At 72.9% G+C, this 16815-nt stretch carries 15 protein-coding genes; 7 read left to right on the top strand and 8 right to left on the bottom strand.

Going from position 1 to position 16815, the window contains the following annotated elements:
* The first annotated feature begins 5 nt into the window (after nt 1–5).
* Complete coding sequence (locus tag IE99_RS0106015; RefSeq protein WP_030164815.1) at nt 6–719, top strand: class I SAM-dependent methyltransferase; 714 nt, start codon at nt 6–8, stop codon at nt 717–719.
* Nucleotides 720–792: 73 nt separating this feature from the next.
* On the opposite strand, the gene IE99_RS0106010 is transcribed toward IE99_RS0106015, so the two are convergent.
* The 8 genes from IE99_RS0106010 to IE99_RS0105975 all read right to left on the bottom strand — a co-directional run bounded on the left by IE99_RS0106010 (nt 793) and on the right by IE99_RS0105975 (nt 10383).
* Nucleotides 793–1944, bottom strand: a complete 1152-nt coding sequence (locus IE99_RS0106010) for a prenyltransferase (RefSeq protein ID WP_030164812.1) — start codon at nt 1942–1944, stop codon at nt 793–795.
* Nucleotides 1934–2695 (bottom strand): class I SAM-dependent methyltransferase, encoded by a 762-nt coding sequence (locus IE99_RS0106005; RefSeq protein WP_211258740.1) that lies wholly within the window; start codon nt 2693–2695, stop codon nt 1934–1936. The genes IE99_RS0106010 and IE99_RS0106005 overlap by 11 nt, the downstream gene beginning before the upstream one ends.
* A gap of 90 nt (nt 2696–2785) precedes the next feature.
* Nucleotides 2786–4087 (bottom strand): glycosyltransferase family 4 protein, encoded by a 1302-nt coding sequence (locus tag IE99_RS0106000; RefSeq protein ID WP_030164803.1) that lies wholly within the window; start codon nt 4085–4087, stop codon nt 2786–2788.
* Between the two features lie 28 nt (nt 4088–4115).
* Nucleotides 4116–5354, bottom strand: a complete 1239-nt coding sequence (locus IE99_RS0105995) for a cytochrome P450 (protein ID WP_245623077.1) — start codon at nt 5352–5354, stop codon at nt 4116–4118.
* A 48-nt stretch (nt 5355–5402) separates the two neighbouring features.
* Complete coding sequence (locus tag IE99_RS0105990; RefSeq protein ID WP_051712092.1) at nt 5403–6677, bottom strand: cytochrome P450; 1275 nt, start codon at nt 6675–6677, stop codon at nt 5403–5405.
* 225 nt (nt 6678–6902) lie between these two features.
* A complete protein-coding gene (locus IE99_RS0105985; protein WP_425423797.1) occupies nt 6903–7904 on the bottom strand; it encodes an MBL fold metallo-hydrolase in 1002 nt (333 codons plus the stop codon).
* Nucleotides 7905–7960: 56 nt separating this feature from the next.
* Complete coding sequence (locus tag IE99_RS0105980; RefSeq protein WP_030164791.1) at nt 7961–9121, bottom strand: steroid 3-ketoacyl-CoA thiolase; 1161 nt, start codon at nt 9119–9121, stop codon at nt 7961–7963.
* A 74-nt stretch (nt 9122–9195) separates the two neighbouring features.
* A complete protein-coding gene (locus IE99_RS0105975; RefSeq protein WP_245623076.1) occupies nt 9196–10383 on the bottom strand; it encodes a cytochrome P450 in 1188 nt (395 codons plus the stop codon).
* Nucleotides 10384–10600: 217 nt separating this feature from the next.
* On the opposite strand from IE99_RS0105975, the gene IE99_RS0105970 reads away from it, so the two are divergent.
* Genes IE99_RS0105970 through IE99_RS0105945 form a run of 6 tightly spaced genes read left to right on the top strand, consistent with a single transcriptional unit; the run spans nt 10601 to nt 16804 of the window.
* Nucleotides 10601–11602, top strand: coding sequence for a 3-oxoacyl-ACP synthase III family protein (locus IE99_RS0105970; protein ID WP_030164787.1), 1002 nt, complete (start codon nt 10601–10603; stop codon nt 11600–11602).
* 2 nt (nt 11603–11604) lie between these two features.
* Nucleotides 11605–12357: a glycosyltransferase family 2 protein gene (locus tag IE99_RS0105965; RefSeq protein WP_030164785.1), complete on the top strand. Its 753-nt coding sequence runs from the start codon at nt 11605–11607 to the stop codon at nt 12355–12357.
* A 16-nt stretch (nt 12358–12373) separates the two neighbouring features.
* A complete protein-coding gene (locus IE99_RS0105960) occupies nt 12374–13537 on the top strand; it encodes a cytochrome P450 (protein WP_030164783.1) in 1164 nt (387 codons plus the stop codon).
* On the top strand, nt 13534–15048 hold the full coding sequence (locus IE99_RS0105955; protein ID WP_030164781.1) for a class I adenylate-forming enzyme family protein: 1515 nt from the start codon (nt 13534–13536) through the stop codon (nt 15046–15048). The genes IE99_RS0105960 and IE99_RS0105955 overlap by 4 nt, the downstream gene beginning before the upstream one ends.
* Entirely contained in the window at nt 15045–15971 is a 927-nt protein-coding gene (locus IE99_RS0105950; RefSeq protein ID WP_030164779.1) for an NAD-dependent epimerase/dehydratase family protein, read from the top strand. The genes IE99_RS0105955 and IE99_RS0105950 overlap by 4 nt, the downstream gene beginning before the upstream one ends.
* 8 nt (nt 15972–15979) lie before the next feature.
* Nucleotides 15980–16804: a hydroxypyruvate isomerase family protein gene (locus IE99_RS0105945; RefSeq protein WP_051712090.1), complete on the top strand. Its 825-nt coding sequence runs from the start codon at nt 15980–15982 to the stop codon at nt 16802–16804.
* Nucleotides 16805–16815 lie beyond the last annotated feature (11 nt).

The following is a 16815-nucleotide window of genomic DNA, read 5'->3' as shown; positions in this document are numbered from 1 at the left end:
GATCGATGACCCACACAGAGGCGTCCACCGGTTCGGGGACGACCAGCGAGATTTTCCCGATGCCGTCCGGGCTGCTGCGCGCCGCCCGCCAGGCGAAGGGGTTCATGCCGGAGGACGAGGGCCGCGCCCTGTACGAGACGGCCCTGGCATACGGTACCCGCCTCGCCGGCGAGGGCCCGCTCCTGGAGGTGGGCACGTACTGCGGCAAGTCGGCCGTCTACCTGGGCGCCGCGGCGCGGCAGGCCGGCACGGTCGTGTTCACGGTCGACCACCACCACGGCTCGGAGGAGAACCAGGCGGGGTGGGAGCACCACGACCCGTCCCTGGTCGACCCGAGCACCGGCCGGATGGACACGCTGCCCACGTTCCGTAAGACGATCGCGAACGCCGGCCTGGAGGACGAGGTCGTCGCCGTCGTCGGCCAGTCCCGCACGGTGTCGGCGTTCTGGCGGACGCCCCTGGCGCTGCTGTTCATCGACGGCGGCCACGCCGAGGAGCACGCGCAGGGCGACTATGCCGGCTGGGCGCCCCACGTCGCCGTGGGCGGCGCGCTCGTCATCCACGACGTCTTCGCCGATCCGAAGGACGGCGGGCAGGCGCCCTACCGCGTCTACCTGCGGGCGCTCGCGAGCGGAGTGTTCGAGGAGCGCCGCGCGGAGGGCTCCCTGCGGGTCCTGGAGCGGGTCTCCGGCGGCGACCCGCTCGCAGAAGCCCCATAAGCCCCATCAGGCACGAAACAAGGGGCCGCGCCGGAGGAACCTCCGATGCGGCCCCTCGGCCGTTCCACGATGACTACAGGCGCGTCCGGACGGGGTTGGCGACCGAGACGAGCTCGCATCCGCACGCGTTGGGATCCGACGCCTCCGCGGGACCGAGCGGGCTGCCCGCGATCTCCTTGAAGATGCGGGCGCCGGGGGACGCGCCCTCCAGCGCGTCCGCGGCCAGGACGACCGCCGCCGCCGTGTAGGTGGAGCGGTCCCCCGGGAAGTGCCGCCGGTTCTCGAACTGCCAGCCGGTCCAGTACGAGCCGTCCTCGTGCCGCAGGTGCTGGATCGTCGCGAACAGCTCCAGCGCCCGCTCCCGGTCGCCCGCCGCGTCCAGCGCCATGACCAGCTCGCAGCTCTCCGCCGCCGTCACCCACGGCTGGTCGGACACGCACCGGCAGCCGAGGCCCGGGACGACGAAGGTGTCCCATTCGCCGGCGAACCGCCGCGCGGCGTCCTCGCCGCGCACCGGCCCGCAGAGCACCGGGTAGTACCAGTCCATCGACCAGCGGCTCTTGTCGGCGAACGCCTCCGGGTGCGCCGCCACCACGTGGCCGAGCTGGTCGGCGGCGAGCTCCCAGTCGGGCTGCGGCTCGCCCAGCCGCTCGCCGAGCGCGACCGCGCACCGCAGCGACTGGTAGATCGACGAGCAGCCGGTCAGCAGCGCGTGGTCGGACGCCTCGCCGTTCTCGTGCCGGATCCAGATGATCTCGCCGCGCCGGGTCTGCAGCTCCAGCACGAACCCGATCGCCCGCCGCACCACCGGCCACATCTCACGGGCGAACTCCTCGTCCGCCGTCATCAGCAGCTCGTGCCAGACGCCGACCGCGATGTAGGCGGCGTGGTTGGACTCGCCGCCCGGCTCGGTGACCTCGCCGAGGACCCACTTGGCCGGCCACGACCCGTCCGGCCGCTGGACCGACGCGAGCCACGCGTACGCGCGCCGCGCCTCGTCGGCCAGCCCGGCGACGGTCAGCGCCATCGCCGCCTCGATGTGGTTCCAGGCGTCGACGTGCCCCGGCACGCCGCCGACCGGCGAGAACCACGGGATCGCGCCGGACGCCTCCTGCTGCGCCGCGATGCTGCGCGCGGTCGCGACGATCTCCTCCGAGGTCACCACCCCGGGCACGGCCGGCGGTGCGGGGCGGAGCCCGTCGCCGGCCGCCGGATCAGACCGCATCCGCGGTCTCCCCGGCGGGTGCGGCCGCGGCGCCCGGCACCGCGGGCTTGTCGACGTAGACGACGACGCTCTTGCCGATCAGCGGGTTCATCAGGGCCTCGGCGGCGCGCGTGGCGAGCGGCCGCTTCATGATGTCCCACACGAGGATCTGGTGGTACGCCTTCGCGAGCGGGTTGCCGTCGTTGTCGACGCCGACCGCGCACTTGATCCACCAGTACGGGGCGTGCAGCCCGTGCGCGTGGTGGTGGCCGCCGATCCGGAACCCGGTGGACTTGAGCTTCGCCTCGAGCTCGGCGCGGGTGTAGATCCGCACGTGCCCGCCGGGAGCGGTGTGGTAGTCCTCCGACAGCGCCCAGCAGATCCGCTCCGGCAGCCAGCTCGGCACGGTCACCGCGAGGCGCCCGCCGGGCTTCAGCACGCGCAGCAGCTCGCGCATCGCGCGCATGTCGTCGGGGATGTGCTCCAGCACCTCGGACGCGATGATCGAGTCGAAGTGGTCGTCGGGGAACGGCATGTCGAGCGCGTCGCCCTGCACGGTCTCGGCGGTCGTGTCCTCGGGGACCTCGCCCTCGAGCCGCATGGCCCCGAACATCGTGTCGACGCCCTTGAGCTCCTCGGCGTCCATGTCGAAGGCCACGACGTTCGCACCCCGGCGGTACAGCTCGAAGGCGTGCCGTCCGGCACCGCATCCCATGTCGAGGACGCGGTCTCCGTGGGTGATGCGGAACCGCTGGAAATCCACGGTCAGCAGGGTCGTGCTCCTTCCGTACGGGGGACGCCCGGTCGCGGGGTCCCCTGGTCTCTCCCAGACTCGGCCTTCTCGGCCCGGCCCGTGCCGGGCTCAGCCCGTGTCGGACCGGCGCCTCTTCGCCGCCGCCAGCCTGAGGTAGTTCTGCTGGACGATCGCCGCGCGGTAGTGCTCGACGGTGGCCCTCGCCACCGCCGGCCAGGCGAACCGCTCCTGGACGCGGGCCAGCCCGGCGGCGCCCACCCGGGCGCGCTCGTCCGGGGAGCCGAGCAGCCGGTGCAGGGTGGCGGCGAGCTCCTCCACGTCGCCGGGCGCGACCAGGATCCCGGCGTCGCCGACGACCTCGGGCAGCGCTCCCGCGCGGCTCGCGACCAGCGGCGTCCCGGAGGCCATGTGCTCCACGGCCGGCAGCGAGAAGCCCTCGTACCGGGACGGGACGGTCGCGACCTCGGCGGACGCCAGCAGTTCGCCGAGCTCGTCGTCGCTGATGCCGCTGACGAACCGCACCCGGTCGCCGAGCGCGAGCTCGCGGACGAGCCGCTCGGTCGGGCCGTCCTTCTTCGGGCGGCTCACCACGATGACGTGGACGTCCCGCTCGGTGGCGACCTTGGCGACCGCGCGCAGCAGCACGTCCACGCCCTTGATCGGGGCGTCGGCGCTGGCCATCGCCACGACCCGGCCCGGGACGCGCTCGCCGCGCGGGTGGAAGATGCGGGTGTCGACACCGAGCGGAAGGGTCTCGATGTCGCGGGGGTCGACCTTGAAGTCCTTGACGATGTCGACCTTGGAGGAGTCCGAGACGGTCAGCACCGGGCCGATCCGCCGGGACACCTGCGACTGCATCTGCACGAACCCGTACCAGCGCCGCTTGCCGAGCTTCTGCTTGATGCCGCGCGCGGCCTCCAGGTCGATCTTGCGGTCGACGCTGATCGGGTGGTGGATGCTCGTCACGAGCGGCAGCCCGAGCCGGGTGATGCCGAGGTTGCCGAGGCCGAGGACCTGGTTGTCGTGGACGACGTCGAAGTCGGCGCGGCGGCGCCTCAGCTCGCGCAGCGCCCGCAGGCTGAAGGTCAGCGGCTCGGGGAAGCCGCCGGTCTTCATGTGGGCGAACTCCAGGACGTCGATCCAGTCGCGGAACTCGCGCAGCCCGGGGGTGCGGAACGGGTCGTCGTCCCGGTACAGGTCGAGGCTCGGGAGCTTCGTCAGGACGATCTCGTCGCGGTCCAGCTCGGGATAGGGCTGGCCGGACAGCACCTCGACGCGGTGCCCGAGATCGACCAGTTCCCGGCTCAGGTGCCGCAGGTAGACGCCCTGCCCGCCACAGTGCGGCTTGCTCCGGTAGGAGAGCAGGGCCACGCGCAAGCGACCGTCCAGCGGCTCATCTGCCTCACTCACGCCATGCCCCTGCCACACACCGCTCCCGTCAGCCGAGGATCGCCGGGCGCACGCGCACCGGCATCTCCTTGATGCCGTTGATGAAACTAGACCTTAGCCTCCGTACGTTACCGCTGAGTTCAATATTGGGCATCGCGTCCAAAAGTGTTTCGAAAAGTACACCGAGCTCAAGGCGGGCGAGGTGGGCGCCGAGGCAGAAGTGCGGCCCGCCGCCGCCGAAGCCCAGGTGGGGGTTCGGATCGCGGCCGATGTCGAACGTGCGGGGGTCGGTGAAGACGCTCTCGTCGCGGTTCGCGGAGCCGTAGAACACGACGACCTTGTCGCCCGCCGCGATCTCCCGCCCGCCGAGTTCGGTGTCGCGCACGGCGGTGCGGCGGAAGAGGTTGACCGGCGTCACCCACCGGACGATCTCGTCTGCCGCCGTCCACACGAGCTTCGGGTCGGCCTTCAGGCGCGCCCACTGGTCCGGGTGCTCCAGGAGCGCGAGCATCCCGCCGGACGCGGCGTTGCGCGTCGTCTCGTTGCCCGCGACCGACAGCAGCATGATGAACAGCTCGAACTCGTCGCCGGAGAGGATCTCGCCGTCCGCGTCCGGCTGGAGCAGCTTCGTGACGATGTCCTCGCGCGGGTTCCTCCGCCGCTCCTCCGCGAGGGTGTTGGCGTACGCGTACAGCTCGCCCGCGGCCCGCTGGCCGTCCTCCGGCGTGATCTGGAAGTCCGGGTCGTCCGCGCCGATCAGCGTGTTCGACCAGTCGAAGATCTTCTGCCGGTCCTCGGGCGGGGCGCCGAGCAGCTCGCAGATGACGTAGAGCGGCAGCGGGGCGGCGAGGTCGCGGACGAAGTCGGCCTCGTCCCCGCGCTCGAGGGTCTCGGCGACGAGCCGCCGGCAGATGTCCCGGATGTGCTCCTCCAGCGCGCCGATGGCGCGCTTGGTGAAGCCCCGGTTGACGATGCTCCGCTTGCGGGTGTGGTCGGGCGGGTCCTGGTTGAGCATCATCATCCGCTGGAGCAGCAGATGCTCCTCGGTGGGCTCGTCGAACAGCGCGAGCCGCTCGTAGGACGAGAACAGCTCCGGATGCCGCGACACGTGCACGACGTCCGCGTGACGGGTCACCGCCCAGAAGGGCGGGTTGCCGCGCTCGGGGTCGCCGTGGTGCCGGTGCACCGGATCGTGCTCGCGCAGCCAGGCGAGCTGCGCGTGCGGGATCCCGGCGCGCTCGTACGCGCCGGGGTCCACCAGGTCGATCGCCGGGGGAGTGATCTTCACCGCGAACCTCCTTGTTGCGGAAAGGATCTCCCGCCGACACTTCCCGGTCTAGCGCTTGGTGGGGGTGAATCGGACGGGGATCTCCTTGAACCCGTTGACGAAGTTGGAGCGCAGTCGCCGCGGCTCCCCGGCGAGCCGGATGTCGGGCATCCGGTCCATGATCGTCTCGAAGATGATCCGCAGGTTGAGCCGGGCGAGGTGGGTGCCGAGGCAGTAGTGGGGCCCGCCGCCGCCGAAGCCGAGGTGCGGGTTGGGGTCGCGGCCCACGTCGAACGTGAACGGGTCCTCGAAGACGCTCTCGTCGCGGTTCGCGGACGGGTAGAACATGACGACCTTGTCGCCGGCCTTGATCTGCTTGCCGCCGAGCTCGACGTCCCTGATCGCCTGGCGGCGGAACTGGTTGAGCGGGCTCACCCAGCGGACGATCTCCTCGACGGCCGTCGGCAGCAGGCTCCGGTCGGCCTTGAGGCGCTCCCACTGGTCGGGGTTCTCGAAGAAGGCGATCATGCCGCCGGCGGTCGCGGTCCGGGTCGTCTCGTTGCCCGCGATCGACAGCATGATGATGAAGAGCTGGAACTCCTCAAGGGTGATCTTGTTGCCGTCCGCGTCGGGCTGCAGGAGCTTGGTCACGATGTCGTCGCGCGGCGTGGACGCGCGGGCGGCGGCGAGCTGCCCGCCCCACTCGGCGAACTCGGCGGCGCACACCGTCGACTCGGTCTTGTCACCGATGAACTCGGGGTCGTTGAACGCGACCAGCTTGTTCGACCAGTGGAAGATCTTCTCGCGGTCCTCCATCGGGGCGCCGAGCAGCTCGCAGATGGTGAACAGCGGCAGCGGCACGGCGAACTCCTCCACGAAGTCGCACTCGCCGAGCCCGGTCGCCTCGTCGATGAGCTGGTGGCAGCTCTCCCGGATGTGGTCCTCCAGCCGGCCGATCATCCGGGGGGTGAAGCCCTTGTTCACCATGCCGCGGAGCCGGGTGTGGTCCGGCGGGTCCTGGAACAGCATCATCTGCCCGTAGAGCGCGATGTCGTCGTCGGTGAACTCCTCGAACATCGACGTCCGGGCGTGCGAGGAGTACGGGTCGGGGTTCCGCGAGACGCGCACCACGTCCTCGTGCCGCGTGATCGCCCAGAAGCCCGGGACGCCCTCGTTCGGGTCCGGGTGCCAGTGGACGGGGTCGTTCGCGCGCAGCCACGTGAACTGCTCGTGGGGCGCGCCGCCCTTCTCGTAGACGCCGGGGTCGACGACGTCGATCCGGGGGGCGGCGGGGGCGGCGGTCTCGGCGGCGAACGCGGGCGCGGTACGGGGTTCAGGTGCCATGTGGACGGGCCCTTCATGCCGGGGGTGACCCCACCGAACGGTGGCGACGATGCATAACTGAGCGCTTGCTTGGGCAAGACGATCTAGACGATTTCTAACATGAGACTGGAGTCTCATCAAGGGTCTAGACGGCGATAGTGACATCGGTCGCACCGGCCCGTCCGGCATTGACGGCGCGCGCGAAAGGCCCCTCCGCGGTCGGCGGAGGGGCCCGAGGTGGCCGAACTAACGGAGGGTGAAGCGGAGCGGATCGTCCGTGCCGACACGGACCGCGACGCCCCGGTTCTCCAGGGTGCGCAGGTGGGCGGCGGCCTCGGCGGCGGCCATCCGGCGCGCCTGGAACTCCATGGCCGGCCAGGGATGCCGCCACGTCAGCCCGGAGGTCAGCTCCCACAGCGTGACCGGGCGGTCCGACAGCAGCGCGGCGACCTCCGCGAGGCGCTCCTCGTGATGGCCGATGATCTCGTCGGCGCGGCCCCGCAGCCCGGTGAACCGGTACTGGTGGGCGGGCAGGACCTCCGCCACGTCCATCCCCGCCACCCGGGCCAGGGAGCCGAGGAAGTCGCCCAGCGGGTCCACGTCGGGCTGGTCGTAGGGGTAGAGCCCGATGTGCGGCGTGATGCGGGGCAGGACGTGGTCACCGGTGAAGATCCGGTCGCCGTCCTCCAGATGGAGGCAGATGTGGCCGGGGGAGTGGCCCGGCGTCCACACGACCCGCAGCTTGCGGCCCGGCACGTCGACGAGGTCGCCGTCGGTGAGCTCCCGGTCCGGGAGCGCGGGCGGCTGGACCCGCTCGCCCGGCTCGCCCGCGCCGGGGAGTTCCGACTCCTCGCCGCCCGCCATCCGCACCGCCGCCTTCTCGAAGGCGCGCTGCGGATCGTCCTCGACGGCGGCGCGGAACCTCCGGATGACGTCCGCGTCCAGGTGGTGCATCCCGATCCACGCGCCGGACGTCTCGCGCACCCGGCCCGCCAGCCCCGCGTGATCGGGGTGGTAGTGGGTGACCACGACCCCGTGCACGTCGGCGATGTCCACGCCGAGGGAGCCGAGGCCGTCGCGCAGGGCGGTCCAGGCGTCCTCGTGCTGCCAGCCCGCGTCGACGAGCACCGGGCCGCGCGGGCTCTCGATCGCGTACACCAGCGTGTACGCGAGCGGATTGCCCGGAATGGGGACCGGAACGCTCCACAGTCCGCCGCCGAGATCCTCAGGTTCCGGTCGCACGCCCACGCCCTCCGTGCCGCGGGACGACGGGGCGGGCCGCGGCCCGCCCCGTCCCGCCGGTGTCAGACACGCTCGATGATCGTCGCGGTGGAGAGGGCTCCGCCGCAGCACATCGTGATCAGGGCCGTTCCGGCGTCCCGGCGCTCCAGCTCGTGCAGCGCCGTCGTGATCAGCCGGGAGCCGGTCGCGCCGACCGGGTGACCGATCGCGATCGCGCCGCCGTTGACGTTCACCTTGTCCAAGTCCGGCTCGTGGACCGACGCCCAGGACAGCGCGACGGAGGCGAACGCCTCGTTGACCTCGGTGATGTCGATGTCGTTCATCGTCATCCCGGCCCGCGCGAGCACCCGCTCGGTCGACTGCACCGGGCCGTCCAGGTGGTAGTACGGCTCGCCGCCGACCAGGGCCTGCGCCCGGATCCGCGCCCGCGGCCGCAACCCCAGGGCGCGCGCCTTCTCCTCCGACATCAGCACCACCGCGGCGGCGCCGTCCGAGATCTGCGACGAGGTCCCGGCGGTGTGCCGGGTGCCCTCGCCGAGGACGGGCTTGAGCTTTCCGAGCCCCTCGGCGGTCGTCTCGCGCAGCCCCTGGTCGCGGGTGACCGTCCGGGTCTCGCCGGTGGGGTTGCCCTCGGCGTCCAGCACGGGCGCCTCGATCGGCGCGATCTCCCGCTCGAACCGGTTGTCCGCCCACGCCTTCGCGGCGAGCTGCTGCGACCGGGCGCCGAACGCGTCCAGGTCCTCCCGGGTGAGGCCGCGCCGCGTCGCGATGCGCTCGGCCGCCTCGAACTGGTTCGGCATGTCGAGCGACCAGTCGTCCGGACGCGGGTTCGCGGGCAGCACGTTGCTGCCGAGCGGCGACCGGCTCATGACCTCGACGCCGCAGCCGATCGCGACGTCCACGACCCCCGCCGCGATCTGCGAGGCGGCCAGGTGCACGGCCTGCTGCGCGGAGCCGCACTGGGCGTCGATCGTGGTCACGCCGGTCTGCCAGGGCAGCCCCGCGTACAGCCAGGCGTACCGGCCGACGTGCCCGCCCTGCTCGCCCGCCTGCGTCACGCAGCCGGCGAAAACCTGTTCCACCTCGGCCGCCGCGATGCCCGCGCGGTCGATCGCCGCCGTCAGTGTGTGGGCGAGCACGGCCTGGGCTTTCAGGCCAGCGAGCCAGCCGTTGCGCTTGCCCAGCGGCGTGCGCACCGCCTCCACGATCACCGGGGTACCCATGCGGTCTCCTTCTAGAACGAGATTCGACCCCCGACGGTAACCGGTTCTAATTTTGCGCGGAAGCGGGGTCCCGATCAGCGGGCGGCCGCGACGCGCAGTTCCGCGTAGGCGGGGACCAGGACGCGGCGGGCGGCGCGGCGCCCCTCCACGCGGTAGGGGCGGCCGTCCGCGTGCAGGGTCTCCAGCATCCGGGCGACCTGCGCGCGGGCGACGGCGGCGCCCAGGCACAGGTGCCGTCCCGCGCCGAACCACAGCTGGCGCGTCTCCGGGATGTAAGGGCGCCGGACGTCGAACGGCCCGGCGCCGTTGGTCGCGAGGTAGGTCAGGACGAGGACGCGCTCGCCGCGGCGCAGGACGCGCCCGCCGACCTCGGCGTCGCGTGCCACGTGCCGTCCGATCACGGGGGCGGGGGTGGAGACGCGCAGGCCCTCCCTCACGGCGTTCTCCATCAGCGACGGGTCGGCGAGGAGCGCGTCCTGCTGGCCCGTGTCGTGCAGGAGGGCCGCCGTGCGGACCGTCCCGGACGCCCCCGTCTCCGTTCCCGCGATCACCAGGAGCGTCGCGAGCCCCGTGGCGAGGGGCAGGCCGAGGCCCATCTCACGGCAGCGGCCGAGGAGGGTGTCGCCGCCGGCGGTGCGGTAGGCGTCCGGCACCCCGGCCGTGATCTCGCCGACGATCGAGCGCGCCTCCGCGACCGTGGCCTGGTCGAGTTCGGTGGACGCCGCGGTGCCCATGGCCAGCCCGGCGAGGCGCTCCCCGGCGGCGAAGACCTCCCGGTAGGCGGCGTCGGGGAGGCCGGCGGGGAGGCCGAGCAGGTCGGCGACCATCCGGCCGGCCAGGATCCGGGCGGTGTCGGCGATGTCGACGGTCCCGCCCGCCGCGAGCCGCCCGGCGAGGACCCGGTGGTGCGGTCCCTGCGACCGCTCGATGAGGGCGCGCGCGGCGTCCTCGGTGAACAGGTCCCGGACGCGGGTGCGCACCTCGGTGTGCCGGGCGCCGCCGAAGAACCGCCCCATCTCGTCGCCGAACAGCTGTGTCCACAGGTGGCCGACGCCGCCCTCGCCGTTCATGCTGAACGCGTCGTGGTCGTTCAGGACCCGGCGGGCCAGCACGGGATCGGTGACGATCCAGCCCAGCCGGGGCACGCGGGCGATCGGCCCGGCGTGCGCGGCGGCCTGGAGGAGGGCGAACAGGCCCCGGTTGCCCCTCCACAGCAGCCGGGCCTCATGCTGTGCGGCGATCGCGTCGTTTCTGCTGGTCACGAGCAGATTGTGCCGTCTCGCGGCGCCCAGTGGAAATGGACATACCTCTCACTTCGTTTGAGTGTTGGTACTCACGGCGTACCGGGGTACATCGCCCGGCCGCGGTTCCGTATCGTCTCCCTGTCCGGAGCGGCCGGGAGCCCCGATGCTTGGTCCGGTAGGACGACGAACCGGCATAGGTCCGGCAAAGGGAGCACAGGAACCGGGGGATCCGCTCATGAGAGCCCGCATCACCGCCGTCGCGGCGCACCTGCCCGCGCGCACCGTCAGCAGCGCCGAGGTCGAGGCCCGCGTCACGGCCGAGAGCGCCGGCTACCGGCCGCACCCGACGATCGTCGAGCGGATGACCGGCATCCGGTCCCGGCACGTCATGGCGGACGACGAGCAGGCGTCCGACCTGGCCGCCGGCGCCGCCCGGCGGGTCCTCGCCGAGCGCGGCACGGACGCGTCCGGCATCGATCTGCTGATCTTCGGCTCGGCCTCCCAGGACCTCATCGAGCCCGCGACCGCGCACATCGTGGCCGCGAAGCTCGGCGCGTCCTGCCCCGTCTTCGACGTGAAGAACGCCTGCAACAGCTTCCTGAACGGCCTCCAGATGGCGGACGCGCTGATCCGCACCGGGCAGCACGAGCGGGTGCTCGTCTGCACGGGGGAGAGCCCGTCCCGGGCGATCCGCTGGAAGGTCCGCGACCGGGCCCAGTTCGTGGACGCGTTCGCCGGCTACACCCTCTCCGACGGCGGCGCCGCGATGCTCGTCGAGGCCGCCCCCGACGGCGGGATCTTCTACCGCGACTTCGCCGCCCGCTCCAGCGCCTGGCACGTCGGCACCCTCCCCGCCGGCGGGTCGATGAACCCCCGCGACCCCGAGGCCACCTATTTCAGCGGCGACGGCCGCAAGCTCAAGGACGCGTTCCTCGGCAACGGCCCCGAGATCTTCTTCACGGCGCTGGAGAAGACCGGGCTGACCTGGGACGCCTTCGCCGTGATCGCCGTGCATCAGGTGACGCTCCCGTACCTGGAGGTGCTGCGGTCGATCCTCGGCATCCCCGCCGGGAAGCTCGTCGTGACGCTGCCCGACCACGGGAACGTCGCGTCCGCGAGCCTGCCGCTCCAGCTCGCCACCGCCCGCCGGGAGGGACGCTGCGGGCCCGGCGACCGCGTCGCCCTCATCGGCCTCGCCGGCGGCGTCAGCCTCGGCGTCCTCTTCGCGGAGCTGTGAACGTGAACCTCTGGGTCGTCATCCCCGCCTACAACGAGGAACGCTCGATCGGCGCCACCCTCCGCGGCCTCGCGGCGCAGACCGACGCCGCGTTCACCCTGGTCGTCGTCGACAACGGCAGCCAGGACGGGACCGTGCAGGCCGTCAAGGAGTTCGCCGCCGAACGCCCCGCGCTCGACATCCGGATCGTTGACGAACCGGAGAAGGGCACCGGCGCCGCCTCCGACACCGGGTTCCGGCACGCGATCGCCGCGGGCGCCACGCACATCGCCCGCACCGACGCCGACTGCCTCCCGCACCCGGGCTGGATCGCGGCCGTGCGGCGCGCGTTCGCGTCCGGGCTGGAGATGGTCAGCGGGCCGCTGGTGCCCCGCACCGACGAGTTCCCCCTGCGGTTCTGGGAGCGCCGCCTGCTGCCCGCGGTGATCGACATCGCGGCCGCGTTCGGGCGGTTCCGCCCCGGCAACCAGGACCCGCTCTACCTCGGCCCCTACGTGATGATGCCCGGCTGCAACATCGCGATCACCGCCGGGCTGTACGAGCGGGCGGGCGGCTTCCCCCGCACCCGCATCGAGGACGTCCACGAGGACCGCGCCCTGGTCAACCGCGTCCGCTACCTGACGGCCGCGTACGGGCTGCGCAAGGACGTCATCGTGTACGGGTCGGTGCGGCGGCTGCGCGCGTTCGGGCTCGTCCGGACGCTCGGCTGGTACGCCGACCACCGGTACCGGCCCGCCGTCGTGGACATCCGATGAGCGGGGCGGGCATCCGATGAGCGCCATGGCGTGGGAGCGGCGCCTCTACATGACGGCGCACCCGTTCGCGTACCCGCTGCTGAGGGCGGCGGCGCGGCGCGGTCCGGTCGTCCGGGTGCCGGGCGTCGGCGTGATCGTCAACTCCGCCGCGGCGGCGCGGCCCGTGCTGATGGACGGCGAGACCTTCCGCAAGGACGGGCCGGGCTCCCCGGGCGAGCTGTGGACGCCGGTGCTCGGGCCGTCCGTCCTGCTGAACATGGAGGGGGACGCGCACCGCGCGCTGCGGCGCCGCCTGACCGAGCTGTTCACGCCGTCCTACACCGAGGAGCTGTGCGGCCGCGTCCTGGCCGCGCCCCTGTCGCGGCTCGGCGACCGGCTGGCGCGCGGCGCCGAGGTGGACCTCGTGGACGCCTCCCGCGTGCTCGCCGCCGCCGTGATCAGCGAGGTCATCGGGCTCGAGGCGCGGGACGAGGCCGCCCACCGGCACCTGTTCGAACAGGGCGAGCGGATCGTGTCGATGGTGTCGCTGCGCACCCGCCGGCTCTCCCCGTCGCAGGTCGCGCGGGCGCGCGAGGTGCTCGACCCGCTGGGCGACACGGCGGCGAAGGCGTACGCGTCCGGGGACGAGTCGACCGTCATGGGCCGCATGCGGACCCTCGGGCTCTCGGAGGACGAGGCGCGCGGCGCGGCGGGCGCGTTCTTCCTGACAGGCACCGAGACCGTCGCGACCCTCATCCCGCGCCTGATCGGGCTGCTGCACGACTCGGGGCAGCTCGCCCGGGTGGCCGCCGCGCCGGACACGCTGCTCGACCCCGCCATCGAGGAGGCGATGCGGGTCGCGACCCCGACGCCCGTGATGCTGCGGAGCGTGCACCGCGCCACGTCCGTCGGCGGGGTCGCGGTACGGCCCGGCGACCGGATCCTGATCGCCACGCACAACTGCTGCCGGGCCTTCGGCGACTTCGACCTCGATCGCCCGCACCCGCCCGAGCTGAGGCGCCTCTGGTTCGGCGCCGGCCCGCACTTCTGCATCGGCTACCCGCTGGCCATGGCGGAGATCCGCCTGATCGTCCGGACGCTGCTGGACGCCGGCCCGCTGACGATCACGCGCCGGGCGGCGGCCCGCGGCGTCCTGATCCCGACCTACCGGACGTTCCGCGTGCGGAGGGCGGCGCGATGACGCTCGTACGGGAACTGCTCGACCAGGCCGCGCGGACGCCGTCCGCCATCGCGCTCGTCGCGGGGGACGGCACGTCCCTGACCTACGGTGAACTGCGCCGGCGGGTCCTCGCCGTCCGGCGCGGGCTGCTCGCGAACGGGCTCGAGAAGGGCGACGGGGTGCTGTTCTCCGTCCGCCCCTCGCCCGAATCGCTCGTCCTGGCGCTCGGCGTCGTGGCCGCCGGAGGCGTCGTCGTGTTCGCCGACCCCGGCACCGGGCCGGAGATGTTCACGGCGCGGCTGCGGCTGGCGCGCCCGCGCTGGTCGGCGGCCGAGTCGATCCTGTACGCGGGGAGCCGGCTGCGGCTCGTCCGCGCCTACGCGCGGCGGCGCGGGCTGCTGCTGCCGAACCTCGCCGACCTGCGGATCCCCGGTGAGGGGACGATGCGGCACGTCCATGTGGGGCGGCGCCTGCCGGGCGTCCCGCGCGGCGCGCTGGCGTTCGCGGACCTCGCGGCGGGCGCCTCGCCCGAGCCGGAGGACGACGGCGACCCGCGCGCCCCCGCGGCCGTGATCTTCACATCCGGGACGACGGCCGCCCCGCGCGCGGTCGTCCACACCCAGGCGTCGCTCGCCGCCGCCCTCGACCTGTTCCGGGCCCGGCTGCCCCTCGGCGCGGGCGACGTCGTCCACACCGACCAGCTCATGCTGGGGCTGCCGACCCTGATCTCGGGCGCCCGCTGGTCGATGCCGCCGCTGTTCTGCCCGCCCGCCGGCTTCGTCCGGCTCATGCGGGAACGAGGCGCCACGCACACCTTCTGCGTGCCCGTCCACCTCGCGGAGATCCTGGACGCGGAGCCGCGCCTGCCGGAATCGCTCCGCCACGTCCTGCTCGGAGCGGCGCCCGCCCCGGCCGGCATCCTCCGCCGCGCCGTCGCGGCCGCCCCCGCGGCAGAGGTCCTGTCGGTCTACGCGATGACGGAGATCCTCCCCGTCGCCATCGCCTCGGCCGAGGAGAAACTGGCCCACACCGAATCCGGCGCGGAGGGCGACCTGCTCGGCGCGCCCCTCCCCGGCGTGGGAGCCCGGCTGGCCGGCGACGGCGAGCTGATCCTCTCCGGCCCGAACCTCTGCCGCGGCTACCTCGGCGCCGAACCCCGCGCCGAACTCGCCACGGGCGACCTGGCCCGCCTCGACGACGGGCGCCTCGTCCTCACGGGCCGCAAGAAGGACATGCTGATCCGCGGCAAGTTCAACCTGTACCCCGGCCTGTACGAACCGTCGATCGCCGCGCTGCCGGACGTCGCCGAGGCCGCGATCGTCGGCGTCCCCGACCCGTCCACGGGGGACGAGGAGGTGGTGCTCGCCGTGGTCGGCCCCGACGACCTGCCCGCGGCCCTCCGCCGCCGCCTCCCGGACGTCATCGACCACGACGCGCTGCCCGACCGCATCGTCGTCCTGCCCGAGCTGCCCCGCTCCGGCCGGACCCGCAAACTCGACCGCGACCGGCTCCGCGAACTGGTGACGCCATGAGGATCGCCGTCACCGGCGCGTCCGGCTTCATCGGCGGCGCCGTCTGCCGGGCCCTCGCACCGGACGGCCACACCGTCCACGCGTACGGCCGCCGCCGATCGGTCGCGCGCGAGCACATCGCAGGCGCGGAGTACCGCTCCTGGGACCTCACCCGCGGCCCTCTCGCGGACGCCCCGGACGTCGACGCGGTGATCCACTGCGCGGGCAGCGTCACCGACTGGGGCCGGCCGGCCGGCCTTTTCGCCGCGAACCTCACCGGCACCCGCAGCGCGCTGGCGTCCTTCCCCGGCGCCCGGTTCGTGCACGTCAGCACCGCCAGCGTGTACGACCCGTTCCGTCCGAGCGTCATGGCCACCGAGGACGAGGCGCCCGTCGCCCGTTACCTGAACGCCTACGGAGCCTCCAAGGCCGCCGCCGAACGCGCCGCCATCGCCGCCGGCGCGATCGTCCTGCGCCCGCACGCCGTCTACGGGCCGGGTGACACGACCCTGCTGCCGCGCGTGCTGTCCGCCGTCCGGGGCCCCTTCCTCACGGCCGTCGGGACGGGCCGCCAGCGCATCAGCCTGACGTCCCTGGCGAACCTCGTCCGGGCCTGCGTCCTGGCCGCGACCGGACCGGCCCGATCGGGCGTCTTCAACATCACGGACGCGGCGCCCCTGGTCATCGACGACGCGTTCCGCGAGATCCTGCGCGAGCGCGGCGTCAGGGCCCGCCCGGTCTATATCCCGCACCGCGCGGCGGCACCCGTGGCCGCCGCCGTGGAAGGCGCGTTCCTCCTGGCCCGGCGCCCGGAGCCGCCCCGCATCACCCGCTACGCGATCAGCCACCTGGCGTTCGAGCGCACGTACGACATCACCGCCGCCCGCACGACCCTGGGCTACGAGCCCCACGCCACCGCCTTCACCGGCGCCGCCACCTGGTAGGGAGACCGATGACGCGCCGCTTCGCGGTCAACTGCTCGATCCTGTTCACCGGCCTGCCGCTCCTGGACCGCCCGGCCGCCGCGAAGGCCGCGGGCTTCGACGCGGTGGAGTTCTGGTGGCCCTGGGACGGCCGCCCCGTCCCGGAACCTTCCGAGATCGATGCCTTCTGCCGGGCGATCGACGAGGCCGGCGTGCAGCTGATCGGCCTGAACTTCTATGCGGGGAACATGGCGGCGGGGGAGCGGGGCGTCCTCTCCGACCCGTCCCGGACCACCGAATTCCGCGAGAGCATCCCGCCTCTCCTGGAAATAGCGGAGCGCACGGGTGTCCGCCTGTCGAATGCCCTTTACGGCCAGCGCCGGGACGACATCCCGATCCATGAACAAGACGAGACGGCCACCGAGAACATCGCGTACGCGGCCCGCCGGTACGCCGCTCTGGGCGGCACCGTGTTGATCGAACCCCTGTCGCGCGGCCTCAACGGAGCCTACCCCCTGGAAACAGCGGAAGACGTGAGAAGCGTCCTCGACCGGGTCAGAGCGGAACCGAACGTCAAGTTCCTCTTCGACACCTTCCACCTGGCGACCAACGGGGACGACCTGCGGCGGGTCATCCGAGCCCACGCGGACGACATAGGCCACGTCCAGCTGGCCGACGCCCCCGGCCGAGGCCGCCCCGGCACCGGCCGCCTCGACTTCGCCGCCCTCCTCAAGGCCCTCGACGAAATGTCCTATAGCGGCTGGATATCTCTGGAATATACAGAAGACGCCTTGTCGGGTTTTTCGTGGATCGCGGAATTTGACCGTGACGAGCGCCACGGTATCCGTCGATAGAAACACGCATC

This window comes from Spirillospora albida, assembly GCF_000718255.1.
Classification (GTDB): Bacteria; Actinomycetota; Actinomycetes; order Streptosporangiales; family Streptosporangiaceae; genus Spirillospora; species Spirillospora albida.
This window is presented reverse-complemented; position numbering and strand designations above follow the sequence as displayed.